The sequence below is a fragment of the Mycobacterium sp. 852002-51971_SCH5477799-a genome (genome assembly GCF_001667145.1).
Taxonomy (GTDB): Bacteria; Actinomycetota; Actinomycetes; order Mycobacteriales; family Mycobacteriaceae; genus Mycobacterium.
Map to the genome: position 1 here is coordinate 47382 of NZ_LZIF01000120.1, position 14200 is coordinate 61581.

Genomic DNA, 14200 nt, shown 5'->3' on the forward strand with positions numbered 1-14200 from the left:
CGGGTGTCTTGGCGGCCTTGGCCGAGCCCGACGTGCGCGCCGAGTTGGATCGAGTGGCGGCAGCAGCCGGTATCCGAGTGGTGCACGCCAGTGACGCGTCTCCAATCAGTCGCAAGAGTTGGGCGGCGGCTGCGGCCGTCGTGTTGGACGCGCGGGCCGCGGCGCGCTGCCGCGGATGGGCGCTGCCGCGCCGCGATCACGTGATCGTGCTGACGGTGCTCGAACCGGAGACGTCGACGTGGGCGGCCGCCGTCGGGGTCGGTGCCGAGCATGTGTTGCGGCTGCCCGCGCAGGAAGCGGATCTGGTGGGCGCACTGGCCGAAGCCGCCGAATCGTCGCGCGACGACGGGTCACGCGGCCACGCCGTCGCCGTCATCGGGGGCTGCGGCGGAGCCGGCGCCTCCCTGCTTGCGGTCGCCTTGGCGCAGGCCGCCACCGACGCGCTGTTGGTGGATCTCGACCCGTGGGGTGGCGGCCTCGATTTGTTGCTGGGCGGCGAAACCGCGCCGGGGCTGCGCTGGCCGGATTTGGCGTTGCAGGGTGGGCGGCTCAACTGGTCGGCCGTCCGCGATGCGTTACCCCGGCACCGCGGAGTCAGCGTGCTGTCCGGCACGCGGCGCGGTTATGAGTTGGACGCCGGACCGGTGCACGCCGTCGTCGACGCCGGCCGGCGCGGCGCGGTCAGCGTCGTCTGCGACCTTCCCCGTCGTCTCACCGACGCCACCCGAGCCGCATTGAACGCCGCCGACCTGGTGGTCGTCGTCAGCCGCTGTGACGTGCGGGCATGCGCGGCGACCGGTGCGCTCGCTCCGGTCCTGGCGTCCATGAACCCCAATGTCGGTCTGGTGGTGCGCGGCCCGTCACCCGCGGGATTGCGGGCGGCCGAGATCGCCGAGATCGCGGGCCTGCCGCTGCTGGCCTCCATCAAAGCCCAGGCCCGACTCGTAGAGCAGATCGATCGCGGTGGTCTGCGGCTAGGGCGACGCTCGGCTCTTGTGATGGCGGCGCAGCAAGTGCTCGGCATGCTCCCGCCCGCAGGTGCGCGACGGCGGCCGGGACGGAATGGCAAGGCGGCGTGAGCGGTTCGCTGATCGAACGTGTCCGGGAGCGACTGGCCGGCGAGGCCGGCCCCCTGGGGCCGGCCGTGGTGGCCGCCGCGATCCGCGCCGAGTCCGGCGGGATGCTCGGCGACACCGAGGTGCTGGCCAATCTGCGGGTACTGCAGACCGAGCTCACCGGTGCGGGCATCCTCGATCCGCTGCTTTGCGCGGACGGGACGACCGATGTCCTGGTCACGGCACCGGATGCCGTGTGGGTCGACGACGGGGCGGGCCTGCGGCGCACCGAGATTCGCTTTCCGGACGAAGCGGCGGTGCGGCGGCTGGCGCAGCGGTTGGCGCTGGCCGCCGGCCGCCGCCTGGACGACGCGCAACCTTGGGTGGACGGGGAGCTGACCGGCATGGGCGCCGGCGGGTTCGCGGTGCGGCTGCACGCGATATTGCCGCCGGTGGCGGCCGCGGGCACGTGTATTTCGCTGCGTGTCCTGCGACCCGCCAGTCAGGAGCTGGCGGCGTTGATTGCCGCCGGTGCGATCGAGCCCGCGGCCGCCGCACTGGTCACCGGGATCGTCGACGCCCGGCTGGCATTCCTGATCAGCGGAGGTACCGGGGCCGGCAAGACGACGCTGCTCGCCGCGATGCTCGGTGCCGTGCCGCCGACGGAACGGATCGTCTGCGTCGAGGATGCCGCGGAGCTGGCGCCGCGGCATCCGCATTTGGTGAAGCTGGTCGCCCGGTGCGCCAACATCGAAGGCGTCGGCGAGATTCCGGTACGCCAGCTGGTCCGGCAGGCGCTGCGGATGCGGCCCGACCGCATCGTGATCGGCGAGGTCAGGGGCGCCGAAGTGGTGGACTTGCTTGCCGCGTTGAACACCGGCCACGACGGCGGGGCGGGCACCGTGCACGCCAACAACCCCGCGGAAGTACCCGCCCGCCTCGAGGCATTGGGTGCGCTCGGCGGCCTCGATCGCGACGCGCTGCACAGCCAACTCGCCGCCGCCGTGCAGGTGCTGTTGCATGTCGAGCGCGACCGCACCGGGCGGCGACGGCTCAGCGAAATCGCTGCGCTACACCGCGATCAAGGCCAGGTTCGCGCGGTCACCGTGTGGCATGCGGACCGGGGAATGACGGACGCCGCCCCCCAACTGCGGCGCCTGCTGCACAGCAGGATGCCGGCGTGAACGGCCCGGTGGCCGGCGCTCTGCTGGTGTCGCTGGCGCTGATCGTCGTCCAGCCCTCACCGCGGCGACGCCTTTCGCCGTCACGGCCACGGCGACTTCCGACGGTCGGGCTTCGTGGGGCGTGCTGCGTCGCCGCTGGCGTCGGTTGTATCGCCGTGATCGTGCTGCCGCCGACGACCGTCCTGTGCTTCGCGGTGGTGTGCGCGACCGCCGGATTGCGATATCGGCGACGACGGCGCATCCGGCGTGCCACAGCCGAGGGCCACGCTCTGCAGTCCGCCCTCGAGGTGCTGGTCGGCGAGTTGCGGGCCGGCTCGCATCCGGTGCGCGCGTTTCGCATCGCCGCCGACGACACCGCAGGCGCGGTTGCGGTATCGCTGCGTTCGGTGGCGGCGCGTGCCCGCCTGGGCGCCGACGTCGCGGCCGGGCTGGCCGCCGCGGCCCGTTGCTCGGCGCTGCCCATGCATTGGGAGCGCCTCGCGCTGTGCTGGCGACTGGCCAGCGACAACGGGCTGGGAATAGCCACGTTGATGCGGGCCGCCCAGCGCGATATCGCTGAGCGGCAACGGTTCTCGGCTCGTGTGTCGTCGAGCATGGCCGGTGCGCGGGCCACCGCGGCGATACTGGCCGCGCTGCCGGTGCTCGGCGTGCTGCTGGGCCAACTGATCGGGGCCCGGCCACTGGGCTTCTTGCTAGGCGGGCACGCGGGCGGGTGGATGCTGCTCGTCGGGTCGGCGCTGGCATGCGTCGGTCTGTTGTGGTCGGACCGCATCGCCGATCGGGTCGCGTCGTGAGCGCGCGTCGACGGTGCGGAGCGAGGCGGTGAATGTCGCGGCGGTGTTGCTGGCCGCGGCAATCTGCATCGGTCCGGGTCCCTCGCTGGTGCGCTGCCGCGCCGGGATGCCGGTGCGCGGCGGTCGACCTGCGCGCGGCTCGGGACCGGCGCCCGGCCCGGATCCGCTGGCGGTCGCCTCGTGTCTGGACGTGCTGGCCGTGTGCCTGACGGCGGGCATGGCCGTGTCGACGGCCGCGGCGGCCGCCGCCCCGTCCGCACCGCCGGAACTGGCCAGGGCGCTGCGCCGCGCCGCCGACCTGCTCGCGCTCGGCGCCGATCCCGCTGTCGCATGGTCCATTCCGTCGAGCCCGCACGACTCGACCGACCCGCAAGTCGATGCGCTGCTGCGGCTGGCCCGGCGTTCGGCGTCCTCGGGGGGCGGCGCTGGCCGATGGCGTCACCGCGTTGGCCGAGGAGTCTCGCCACGACGCCGCGCACTCGGCGAGCGCGGCCGCCGAGCGGGCCGGCGTACTGATCGCCGGACCGTTGGGTCTGTGCTTCCTGCCGGCGTTCATCTGCCTGGGCATCGTCCCGGTGGTGGCCGGCTTAGCCGGTCATGTTCTGCAGTCGGGCCTGCTGTGAAACGAGAGGAAGACATTGATGATCAACATGATTCGCCGCCTCTGCGCACGTGCCGTCGTCCTGGTGGTCGACGAGTCGGGCATGTCGACCGTCGAGTACGCCATCGGCACTATCGCGGCGGCGGCCTTCGGCGCGGTGCTCTACACCGTCGTCACCGGCGACTCCATCGTCTCGGCGCTGACCAACATCATCGGTCGTGCGCTCAGCACCAAGGTGTAGCCGCCAGTGCGGGTGCCAGCACCGTGGAGGCGGCACTGGGCATCGCCTCGCTCGTGGTGGTGCTGGTGCTGTGCCTGGCCGGCGTCGCCGCGGTATCGATGCAGGTGCGCTGCATCGACGCCGCACGCGAAGCCGCGCGGCTGGCGGCCCGCGGCGACCAACGCTCCGCCGTGGCCGCCGCGCGCCGGCTCGCGCCCGCTGGCGCCCGAGTCGAGCTGCGGCGCGACGGCGATTTTCTGGTGGCCACCGTCGTCGCGCGTTCGAAGTTGTTGCCCACCATCGACATTGCGGCCAACGCGGTCTCGGCGGCCGAGCCGTCGCGGTGAGCGGGGTTCGGCCACCCTGGTCGCAGCCTGGATGATTGCGGTGCTGCTGACGGCAACCGGCGCGGGCGCTTACCTGGGCTCGGCGGTGGTGGCACGGCATCGGGCCCAGGCGGTGGCCGACTTGGCCGCGCTGGCGGCCGCGGCGCGGTTGAGTTCCGGAGCTAATGCGGCCTGCGCCAGTGCCGCGGACGTGGCCCGGCGCATGCGGATCGACGACATCCGCTGTGCGGCGGACGGTCTCGATGTCGTTGTCACCGCGCGGGTGGCGGTCGCCTTCGGCGGCGCGGCGAGGGCCGCTGCGCGGGCGGGCCCGGCGACGCGGGAATCCGACTAGGGCGCCGCGTCGGGGGTCGGCGACAATCCCGCGGTGGCCAGCTCGTCGTCGGTGGGCAGCCGCAGGGACACCAGTCCGGCGTACGTATCCGCTTCCAGCTCCACCCGGTTGACGGTGACGTGCACCGGAACCCAATCACCGTCGTGCCCGGGCATCCGCAACACCCGGCTGGTGGCGCCACCGCTGAATTCCCTTGTCATGGTGGCCATCAAGTCGTGGTCGTCGGGGTGGACCCGGGGCTTACCCGTCTCACTGCTGCGCCAGTCGTAGAAGGGGCAGGGCTCGTCGAGCCATTTCAGCAGGACCCAGGTGTTCAGGTCGATCAGTGCGCGGTGTACCCCCGCCTGGGCCAGCCCGCTCAGTATTCGTTGCGCGAGAATGTCCGTCGACACCTCCGGGCCTCTCAGTTCGGACGGCCAGTTCATCACCCGCGCCACCAGGTGCTCCCGGCCGTCGGGCCCCGGTTCCAAAATCGTGCGTGCGACGAAGCCTATCCGGATCGACTCACCGCGCCAGTCGGTGATATCCCAAGTGCTGCAGAGTGTTTGGTCGGGCTTTGCCCTGACCGCCATGGCGAGCACCTTGGTTTCGTTCGGATTGAGTTCACGCGACGGAAGGTCCTCGGCGAAGGCCCTGCCGAATGTGACTTCCACCTCGGGATTCTTCCCGCTGTTGAGCAGCGACTCTCGGGTGTCGGTGGCCACGCCGAGCGTCAGGTCCCACTTCAGGGGCCCCGGGATCGGCCGCTCGGGCGGCTCGGCGCCGGCGGGGCCGGTCCAGACATGCACGCCGTGGACGAACCCGTCGGACATCACCACCGGCTCGGTGCGAATGATGCGGTCCCGCTTGGGCGTGATGCTGGTCAGCGCCTGACCGGTCTGCACCGATTCGGCGATCGCAGTGCGCACCGCGGCGAGGTAGGGGCTGCGGCGCAGGAATGTGGTGATGGGGACGAGATTCTTGAGTTGGCGGCCCTGCGCCACCACGGTGGGCTCACCCCCGAGCGTCTCCACGAGCAACCAGTCGTGGGCCATGCGGCCGATTTTACCGGCGAGCCGACTGGGCTAGGGGAGTGCCGGCGGTTCGCCCGGCGCCGACTGCCCCACGCATCGACATCCGTCGGCCGGCGTCAGCGGTGCTTGCGATGCCGTCGCGGCCTTGGTAGCTTTTCCTGCTGCGCCCGCATCGTCGGGATTGTGGGCGGCGCGCCACCTAGAAATTCCTGATCCGTGCGACAGTATGCCGCCATTTGTTGAGCAGCAGGAAATGCGTTCTAGGCGTAGGCGTCACAAGACAAACCCGCTGAATCGACCGTCGAGGGGTCGGTCGTCATCGGCGGGTTTGCGCTGCCGTGGCCCACGCGCCAACTCGGCGAGGACCAGCTTCAGCACCAGCACCGCGCCCGTCTTGTCGAGCGGGTCGTTGCCGTTGCCGCACTTGGGGGACTGCACGCACGAGGGGCACCCCCGCGGGCACTCGCATGCTTCGATGGCGGCTGCTGTCGCACCCAGCCAGGTGCGGGCCTGGCGAAAGCCCCGTTCGGCGAATCCCGCGCCACCCGGATAGCCGTCGTAGACGAAGACGCTGGGCAAACCAAGGGGATCGGGCCCGACCGCGGTCGACAGACCGCCGATGTCACCGCGATCACAACTGGCCACCAGCGGCAGCAACCCGATCGCCGCATGCTCGGCGGCGTGCAACGCGCCGGGAATCCGTGTGTCGTCAATACCGTTGCGCCGCAGTGCATCCCCGGTGATCGTATACATCACCGCCGTGGTGGCCAAGGTGTGTTCCGGCATGTCCAATTCGATGAAATCGATCACCTCCCCGGACAACCTGCGACGCAGATACCCCACCACCTGATGGGTGACCCTGACCGGCACCAGACCCAGCGTGACCGTGCCGAACGTCAAGCGCTCGCCCGTACCGGTGACGGCGATATCGGTGATCTCGCGCGCAAACGTCGCGTACCCGGGGTCCTCGGCGTGCACGAACGCGATGCCCTCTTCGGTGTCTAGGGAGTCCACCACGTAGCTGTCGCCTTGATGCAGGTAAACCGCGCCGGGGTGGACGGTGGCCGGTGCCTGCCCGGCGCCGGCGCTGCCCAGCAGCCGTCCGGTGTCGGCCTCGACGATGACGATCTGGCCCCCCGCCGAGCCTCGGATATCCACGGCGGCATGCGGTTCCAGGCCGGGCACCGGAAAGTACTTGCCGCCGCGCCGCCGCAGCAGCCCATCATCGACCAGGCCGTCGGCCACCTCGGTGGCGCCGAAAGTCCGTACCTCCGCCTCGTCCAGCGGTAGTTCGGTTGCCGCGCACAGTAGCTGCGGACCCAGAATGTAGGGGTTGGCCGGATCGATCACCACCCGCTCGACCGGCTTGTCCAGCAGGGCGGCGGGATTGTGCACCAGGTAGGTATCCAGCGGATCGTCCCTGGCGATCAGCACCACCAACGCGCCCTGCCCGCGCCGCCCGGACCGGCCGGCCTGCTGCCAGAACGAGGCGACCGTGCCGGGAAAGCCGGCCAACACCACCGCATCCAGTCCGGCGATGTCCACGCCCAACTCCAGCGCGTTGGTCGTGGCCAGGCCCCGCAATCGACCCTCGGCCAGCGCGCGCTCCAACGCGGTGCGGTCCTCGGCGAGGTAACCCGCCCGGTACGACGCCACGGTCGGCGACAGCTCCGGAGCGATGTCGTCCAACCTCGACTGGGCGCCCAGCGCGGTCAGTTCCGCTGCGCGGCGCGATCGCACGAACGTGAGCGTCTGGGCGCCCTCGGCGATCAGGTCGGCCATCACCCGCGCCGCCTCGGCACCGGCGGAGCGCCGCACGGGCGCGCCGTTCTCGCCGGTCAAATCGGTGCGCAACGCGGGCTCCCACAAAGCCACCGTCCGGGCGCCCTGGGGCGAACCGTCCTCGGTGACCTCCTCGACCGGCAGCCCGATGAGCTCCGCGGCCGTCGCCCCCGGCGAATCCGTTGTGGCGCTGGCGAAGATCACCGTCGGTGCCGACGAATAGCGAGCGCACAGCCGCAGCAGGCGGCGCAGCACCATCGCCACGTTGGAGCCGAAAACTCCACGATAGTAATGACATTCGTCGACGATGACGAATCGCAGCCCTCGCAACAGGACCGCCCAGCGGGCGTGGTTGCGCAGGATCGACAAATGGATCATGTCGGGGTTTGAGAACAACCACCGCGAACGTTCCCGCGCGAAGCGGCGGACGTCGGTGGGGCTGTCACCGTCGTAGGCGCTGGGCGCGACGTCATGCAGCCTTGGAATGGCCGCGGCGAGCGCGTGCGCGGCCCGCAGTTGATCATGGCCTAACGCTTTGGTCGGTGACAGGTAGAGCACCCGGGCCCGCGGATCGGTCGCCAACGCGTTGAGGACGGGAAGTTGGTAGGCCAGTGACTTGCCCGACGCGGTACCGGTGCTGAGCACCACGTGACGGCCCGCGTATGCCAGGTCCGCGGCCGCGAACTGATGTGACCAGGGTGAGGTGATCCCGCGCTGGGTGAAGGCGCTGACCACGTCGGCCTCGGCCCAGGCCGGCCAATCGAGCGGCTGCCCGCTGCGCGGTGGCAGTTCGGCGACATGACGCAGCGGATGCTCGTCTGATGCGGTTCCGGCGAGTGCGGCGGCAAGCAGGTCACTGCCGAAACTCGCCATCTCACTCCTTCCGTGGATCCGTTGTGAAATCGGCGCCGCAATCGGCCTTCGAATTGGCGGGAGACACAAGTCTGTCGCCAACGCGATGAACATGGTTGACTATTTGCGGTCGCAGCTTCTGTGTTCGTGTCAAACTTTCGCAGGATCGACGTTGCGGCCGCGGTTCCTGCGAGGTTAATCGGTCGGGTGAAGTTCCGGCGACTCAGCGAGGTAAGCGGTCGTACCAGGCCCGGGGCATCGAAAGGCGATGCCCCGCACCCAGAAGAAAAGGAAAGATCGAGAGATGCCACAGGGAACTGTGAAGTGGTTCAACGCGGAGAAGGGCTTCGGCTTCATTGCCCCCGAAGACGGTTCCGCTGATGTGTTTGTCCACTACACGGAGATCCAGGGTTCGGGCTTCCGGACCCTCGAAGAAAACCAGAAGGTCGAGTTCGAGATCGGCCACAGCCCTAAGGGCCCCCAGGCCACCGGAGTCCGCTCCGTCTAAGACAGAGCAGACCTGAACGGATACCCCCCGTGCAGACCCGCCCAGCGGGTCCCGCCGGGGGGTTTCCTCTTTTACCTGTCGCCACCAGAAGCGCGTCAGGGCCGGCCCCGGGCGCCGCGCCGGTTGCCTCAAGACGCGGACGGGTCCGCTGGCCTACTGTCGGGGGCGTGAGCCAGCTTTCCTTCTTTACAGCGGAGTCGGTGCCGCCCGCGGTCGCCGATCTTTCCGGGGTGCTGGCGGCGTCCGGGCAGATCGTCACCGTGGGTGCCACCGGTGAAAATCCCGTCGCGGGTGCCCGGCTGTCGGTGGTCGTGGACCAGTCCTGGCGGGCCTCGGCGCTGGCCGAGATGATCCGGGAGGCCGGCCTGGTGGCCGAGATCAGCCGGACCGACGAGGACACCCCATTGGTACGGACGATGGTGGACCCCTCATTGAGGACGCTGGCCGCCGAATGGACGCGCGGTGCCGTCAAGACCGTGCCGCCGCGCTGGCTGCCCGGGCCGCGCGAGCTGCGGGCGTGGACGCTGGCGGCCGGAAACCCGGAGGGCGAGCATTACCTGCTGGCATTGGATCCGCACGCGCCGGACACCCACTCGCCGCTGGCGTCGGCTTTGATGCGCGTCGGGATCGCGCCCACCCTGATCGGCACCCGTGGCGGTCGGCCGGCGCTGCGGATCAGCGGACGCCGCAGGCTATCGCGCCTGGTAGAGAACGTGGGGGAGCCGCCCGACGGTGCCGAGGCGTTATCGCGGTGGCCGCACGTTTAGCCAGCAGATGACTCGCGAAATCGCGTCCGCTTTCCGTCGTTGTCGCGAATGTCAGTTTGCGCGGGCCCGCCCAAGGGTGCGAAATTGTCAGGTGCCGCAGGGCGAAGGAACGGTCGCGTACCTGAATTTCACCGGAATTTTCGATGCCGACCTGTCATTCTTCCTGCAGGTGGTCTCGTGGGGGGACCAATCAGGGATGGAGCGTAAGGGCAGTTGGCTGACCCGAAACTGAAGGACACCGGCAGCGGCCGGCGGCGGCTCGTGATTGTCGAGTCGCCCACCAAGGCGCGAAAACTGGCCAGCTACCTGGGCTCCAGGTACATCGTCGAATCGTCGCGGGGTCATATCCGCGACCTCCCCCGGGCAGCCGCCGACGTGCCGGCCAAATTCAAGTCGGAGCCGTGGGCCCGCCTCGGGGTCAACGTCGACGCGGACTTCGAACCGCTCTACATCATCAGCCCCGAGAAGAAGAGCACGGTCACCGAGCTCAAGGGCCTGCTCAAGGACGTCGACGAGCTCTATCTGGCCACGGATGGTGACCGCGAGGGCGAAGCCATCGCCTGGCACCTGCTGGAGACGCTCAAGCCGAACGTTCCGGTCAAGCGGATGGTGTTCCACGAGATCACCGAGCCGGCGATCCTCGAGGCCGCCGAAAACCCCCGAGACCTGGACATCGACCTGGTCGACGCGCAGGAAACCCGGCGCATCCTGGACCGCCTGTACGGCTACGAGGTCAGCCCCGTGCTGTGGAAGAAGGTCGCGCCCAAGCTGTCGGCGGGCCGGGTCCAATCGGTGGCCACCCGCATCATCGTGCAGCGCGAACGCGACCGCATGGCGTTCCGCAGCGCCTCGTATTGGGACATTCTGGCCAAGCTGGACGCCAGCGCGTCCGATCCGACGGCACAGCCGCCCACCTTCACCGCCCGGCTGACCGGCGTCGACGGCCTGCGCGTGGCCGCCGGCCGCGACTTCGACTCGCTGGGGCAGCTGCGCAAGGCCCACGAGGTGACCATCCTCGACGAGGCGAGCGCGACGCAGCTGGCCGCGGGACTGCGCGGCGCCCAGCTCACCGTCGCGTCGGTCGAGGAAAAGCCCTACACCCGGCGCCCCTACGCCCCGTTCATGACCTCGACGCTGCAGCAGGAGGCCGGCCGCAAGCTGCGGTTCTCCTCCGAGCGCACGATGAGCATCGCCCAGCGGCTCTACGAGAACGGCTACATCACCTATATGCGTACCGACTCCACGACGCTGTCGGAGTCGGCGATCAACGCCGCGCGCACCCAGGCCCGCCAGCTTTACGGCGCCGAGTACGTGTCCCCGTCGCCGCGCCAGTACACCCGCAAGGTCAAGAACGCCCAGGAGGCCCACGAGGCGATCCGCCCCGCGGGCGAGACGTTCGCGACCCCGGACGCGGTGCGGCGCGAGCTCGACGGCGACGAATTCCGCATCTACGAGCTGATCTGGCAGCGCACGGTGGCCTCGCAGATGGCCGACGCGCGCGGTACCACGCTGAGCCTGCGGATCAACGGCCAATCGGCCGGCCGGGATGTGGTGTTCTCCGCGAGCGGTCGCACGATCACCTTCGCGGGCTTTCTGAAGGCTTACGTGGAGACGGTCGACGAATTGGCCGGGGGCGAGGCCGACGACGCCGAGAGCCGGCTGCCGCAGTTGACTCAGGGCCAGCGGCTGGACGCCCTCGAACTCACCCCCGACGGCCACGCCACCAACCCGCCGGCTCGCTACACAGAGGCGTCGCTGGTCAAGGCCCTTGAAGAGCTGGGCATCGGCCGCCCGTCGACGTACTCGTCGATCATCAAGACCATTCAGGACCGCGGCTACGTGCACAAGAAGGGCAGCGCGCTGGTGCCCTCCTGGGTGGCATTCGCCGTAACCGGTTTGCTGGAACAGCATTTCGGCCGCTTGGTCGACTACGACTTCACCGCCGCGATGGAAGACGAGCTCGACGCGATCGCCTCGGGACAGGAACGACGCACCGACTGGCTCAACAACTTCTACTTCGGCGGTGAGCACGGGGTGGCCGACTCGGTGGCCCGCTCCGGTGGCCTGAAGAAACTCGTCGGCGTCAACCTGGAAGGCATCGACGCTCGAGAAGTCAACTCCATCAGGCTCTTTGACGATGAGCAGGGCCGGCCGGTGTATGTGCGGGTGGGCAAGAACGGGCCGTATCTGGAACGCATGGTGGCCGGCGACGACGGCGAGCCCAAGCCGCAGCGGGCCAACCTCAACGACTCGCTGACCCCCGACGAGCTGACGCTGGAGGTGGCCGAGCAGCTGTTCGCCACCCCGCAGGAGGGGCGCGTGCTCGGGGTCGACCCGAACACCGGGCACGAGATCGTCGCCAAGGACGGGCGGTACGGGCCATACGTTTCCGAGGTTCTGCCGGAGCCACCGCCCGACGACGACGGCAGCGCCGCACCGGCGAAGAAGGGCAAGAAGCCCACGGGGCCCAAGCCTCGCACCGGTTCGCTGCTGCGCACCATGGACTTGCAGACGGTCACGCTCGAGGATGCGCTGCGGCTTCTTTCGCTGCCGCGGGTGGTCGGCGTCGACCCCGCCTCCGGCGAGGAGATCACCGCGCAGAACGGTCGCTACGGCCCATACCTGAAGCGCGGCACGGATTCTCGCTCGCTGGCGACCGAGGAGCAGATGTTCGACATCACCCTCGAGGAAGCGCTGAAGATCTACGCCGAGCCCAAACGCCGTGGGAGGCAAGGCGCCGCCGCGCCGCCGCTGCGTGAGCTGGGCGCCGACCCGGCGACGGGCAAGCCGATGGTGATCAAGGACGGCCGGTTCGGGCCGTACGTCACCGACGGTGAGACGAACGCCAGTCTGCGAAAGGGCGACGACGTCGTCTCCATCACCGACGAGCGCGCCGCGGAATTGCTGGCCGATCGCCGGGCGCGTGGTCCGGCGAAGCGGCCCGCCAAGAAGACCACCCGCAAGGCTCCGGCCAAGAAGGCCGCGGCCAAAAAAGCTGCCAAGCGCAGTTAGTCCGGCTCAGTAGCCCGGGCCGATGGTCTCACCGGACATATCCTGGGCCCGGAGCTGTGTGGGCGCGGAGTCCGTTGCGGCCAAGTGCACGGGGCGCGCCAGCTGGGTGGGCGCCCGGCGGCCGCGCAGCTCGACGACTTCGCCGACGTCCCAGCACAGGGCTTCGGCGTCCAGCGCCCCGCTGACCGCGATCGCCGACGCGAGCACGTGCCCGGGCTCCAGCTTGGCCAGCTCGGTCAGCCGGGCGGCCTCGTTGACCGGGTCGCCGATCACCGTGTACTCGAAGCGCGCTTGCGCGCCGATGTGACCGGCGATGGCGCGCCCGGAAGACACCCCGATGCCGAACTCCGCCGAACCGATCACCGGCAACAGCGCGTCGTGCAGTTCCCGGGCTGCGGCCAGCGCTCCACCGGGTGAGTCGGGGTGTTCAATCGGAGCGCCGAAGATGGCCAGCGCGGCGTCACCCTGGAACTTGTTGACGAAACCGCCATGCTTTCCAACGGTTTCCACGACCACCCGGAAGAATTCGTTGAGCAGGTGGACGACCTCGGCGGGCGGGCGGGTCGCGGCCAGCTGGGTGGAGCCGACCAGGTCCACGAACAGCACCGCGACATCGCGCTCCTGGCCGCCCAGCTCGGTGCCGCGCTCCAGCGCCCGCCGGGCCACGTCCTCACCGACGTAGCGGCCGAACAGGTCGCGCAGTCGCTGCCGCTCGGACAGGTCGCGCACCATGTCGTTGAAGCCCGCCTGCAGCAGGCCCAGCTCGCTGGCGTCATAGATTTGCATGTGCGCGTTGTAGTTTCCGCGCTGCACCTCCGAGAGCGCCCAGCGCAGCTGGCGCAGCGGGTCGGCGATCGACATGGCCACCAGCAGCGTGCTGATCAACCCGATGCCCAGCGCCGCCGCTGCCAGCAACAGGATCGGGGTGAACAACTTCTCCGGCGTGGCATGCAGCAGCGAGACCTTGTCGGCCACCACCGCCAGCACGATCGCCAGCACCGGCACGGCGGTGGACAGCATCCAGGTCAGGATCTGCCGGAGGATGACGCCGGGCGCCTTGACGTTCTCGGGCACCCCGCTGCGCAGGGCGGCGACCGCAACCGGCCGCAGCACCCGCTCGGACTGCAGATAGCCGATGATCGAGGTGGCCGCGGCGCCCAGCCCGGTGGCCACTGCCACCACGGGTGCGGCGTATCGGGCGACCGACCAGCTGGCAATGATGAACACCACGCTGCCGATGGCCCAGGCCACGATGCTGATCAGGGTGCGGTAGAACGGCATTCGCAGCGCCCGGCTGCGGGCCAGTTCGGTGGCGGCGGGGTCGGCCTCCGCGAGCATGTTGTCGCGGCGCTGCCACCGGAACACCGGCAGCAGCAGCCGCAGAGTCACGGCCAATCCGGTGAGGAACACGACGACCAGCGCGGTGGCGAAGATCGCCACGTTCAAGACCGGCAGATCCTGTAGCTGGATCCGATCCTCGGGTGGCAGCGCGTAGCGAAGGAAGCCGAGTACGAACAGGGCACCGATGATGTCGGCCTGCAGCATGCTGAGCGAGAACAGCGGCCACGGCGTGCGCATCACCCACCGAACGAATGCGCTGATCCGCCCCGGTAGTGCCGCCGCCGTTGTCACTAACCCACCGTATCGGTCACCGGTGACCCTTCGGAAACTTAATACTGATCTCGGCAGGTTGCCCGGGGCCCGCCACGACGTCGAAGATAACGGAATGGT

12 protein-coding genes and 1 pseudogene are annotated in these 14200 nt (G+C 69.6%); 10 read left to right on the plus strand and 3 right to left on the minus strand.

Annotated features, from left to right (window positions below; all coding sequences use genetic code 11):
- Nucleotides 1-17: 17 nt before the first annotated feature.
- The 7 genes and pseudogenes from ssd (at nt 18) to A5753_RS21995 (ending at nt 4535) form a co-directional block, all read left to right on the plus strand.
- Nucleotides 18-1079: a septum site-determining protein Ssd gene (gene ssd / locus A5753_RS21965; RefSeq protein ID WP_231990141.1), complete on the plus strand. Its 1062-nt coding sequence runs from the start codon at nt 18-20 to the stop codon at nt 1077-1079.
- Nucleotides 1076-2239, plus strand: coding sequence for a TadA family conjugal transfer-associated ATPase (locus A5753_RS21970; protein ID WP_067133424.1), 1164 nt, complete (start codon nt 1076-1078; stop codon nt 2237-2239). The genes ssd and A5753_RS21970 overlap by 4 nt, the downstream gene beginning before the upstream one ends.
- On the plus strand, nt 2236-3033 hold the full coding sequence (locus A5753_RS21975; RefSeq protein WP_067133428.1) for a type II secretion system F family protein: 798 nt from the start codon (nt 2236-2238) through the stop codon (nt 3031-3033). Before A5753_RS21970 ends, A5753_RS21975 begins: the two co-directional genes overlap by 4 nt.
- A gap of 28 nt (nt 3034-3061) precedes the next feature.
- Nucleotides 3062-3656: pseudogene (locus A5753_RS21980) on the plus strand (type II secretion system F family protein).
- A gap of 18 nt (nt 3657-3674) precedes the next feature.
- Nucleotides 3675-3875, plus strand: coding sequence for a DUF4244 domain-containing protein (locus A5753_RS21985; protein WP_067133440.1), 201 nt, complete (start codon nt 3675-3677; stop codon nt 3873-3875).
- Between the two features lie 23 nt (nt 3876-3898).
- The gene (locus tag A5753_RS21990) at nt 3899-4201 is read left to right on the plus strand and encodes a TadE family type IV pilus minor pilin (protein WP_197694769.1); all 303 of its coding nucleotides are present in this window, start codon (nt 3899-3901) and stop codon (nt 4199-4201) included.
- Entirely contained in the window at nt 4161-4535 is a 375-nt protein-coding gene (locus tag A5753_RS21995) for an Rv3654c family TadE-like protein (RefSeq protein WP_082971432.1), read from the plus strand. The genes A5753_RS21990 and A5753_RS21995 overlap by 41 nt, the downstream gene beginning before the upstream one ends.
- On the opposite strand, the gene A5753_RS22000 is transcribed toward A5753_RS21995, so the two are convergent.
- On the minus strand, nt 4532-5569 hold the full coding sequence (locus A5753_RS22000) for a PAS domain-containing protein (protein ID WP_067133443.1): 1038 nt from the start codon (nt 5567-5569) through the stop codon (nt 4532-4534). The genes A5753_RS21995 and A5753_RS22000 overlap by 4 nt on opposite strands.
- A gap of 252 nt (nt 5570-5821) precedes the next feature.
- Entirely contained in the window at nt 5822-8203 is a 2382-nt protein-coding gene (locus A5753_RS22005; protein WP_067133446.1) for a DEAD/DEAH box helicase, read from the minus strand.
- Nucleotides 8204-8486: 283 nt separating this feature from the next.
- On the opposite strand from A5753_RS22005, the gene cspA reads away from it, so the two are divergent.
- The 3 genes from cspA (at nt 8487) to topA (ending at nt 12469) form a co-directional block, all read left to right on the plus strand.
- On the plus strand, nt 8487-8690 hold the full coding sequence (cspA, locus tag A5753_RS22010) for a cold shock protein CspA (protein WP_007166602.1): 204 nt from the start codon (nt 8487-8489) through the stop codon (nt 8688-8690).
- A 167-nt stretch (nt 8691-8857) separates the two neighbouring features.
- Nucleotides 8858-9457, plus strand: a complete 600-nt coding sequence (locus A5753_RS22015) for a hypothetical protein (RefSeq protein WP_067133449.1) — start codon at nt 8858-8860, stop codon at nt 9455-9457.
- A gap of 213 nt (nt 9458-9670) precedes the next feature.
- Nucleotides 9671-12469 carry a type I DNA topoisomerase gene (gene topA, locus A5753_RS22020; RefSeq protein WP_067133453.1) on the plus strand — a complete coding sequence of 933 codons (2799 nt, stop codon included), beginning with the start codon at nt 9671-9673 and terminating at the stop codon, nt 12467-12469.
- A 6-nt stretch (nt 12470-12475) separates the two neighbouring features.
- Here topA and A5753_RS22025 read toward each other — a convergent pair whose 3' ends face one another.
- Nucleotides 12476-14101: an adenylate/guanylate cyclase domain-containing protein gene (locus A5753_RS22025; protein WP_067133457.1), complete on the minus strand. Its 1626-nt coding sequence runs from the start codon at nt 14099-14101 to the stop codon at nt 12476-12478.
- Nucleotides 14102-14200: the final 99 nt, after the last annotated feature.

Coding starts and splice junctions, on each gene's coding strand:
- A5753_RS22005 (WP_067133446.1), bottom strand. CDS start 8,203: ATGGCGAGTTTCGGCAGTGACCTGCTTGCCGCCGCACTCGCCGGAACC.
- cspA (WP_007166602.1), top strand. CDS start 8,487: ATGCCACAGGGAACTGTGAAGTGGTTCAACGCGGAGAAGGGCTTCGGC.
- A5753_RS21985 (WP_067133440.1), top strand. CDS start 3,675: ATGATCAACATGATTCGCCGCCTCTGCGCACGTGCCGTCGTCCTGGTG.
- A5753_RS22000 (WP_067133443.1), bottom strand. CDS start 5,569: ATGGCCCACGACTGGTTGCTCGTGGAGACGCTCGGGGGTGAGCCCACC.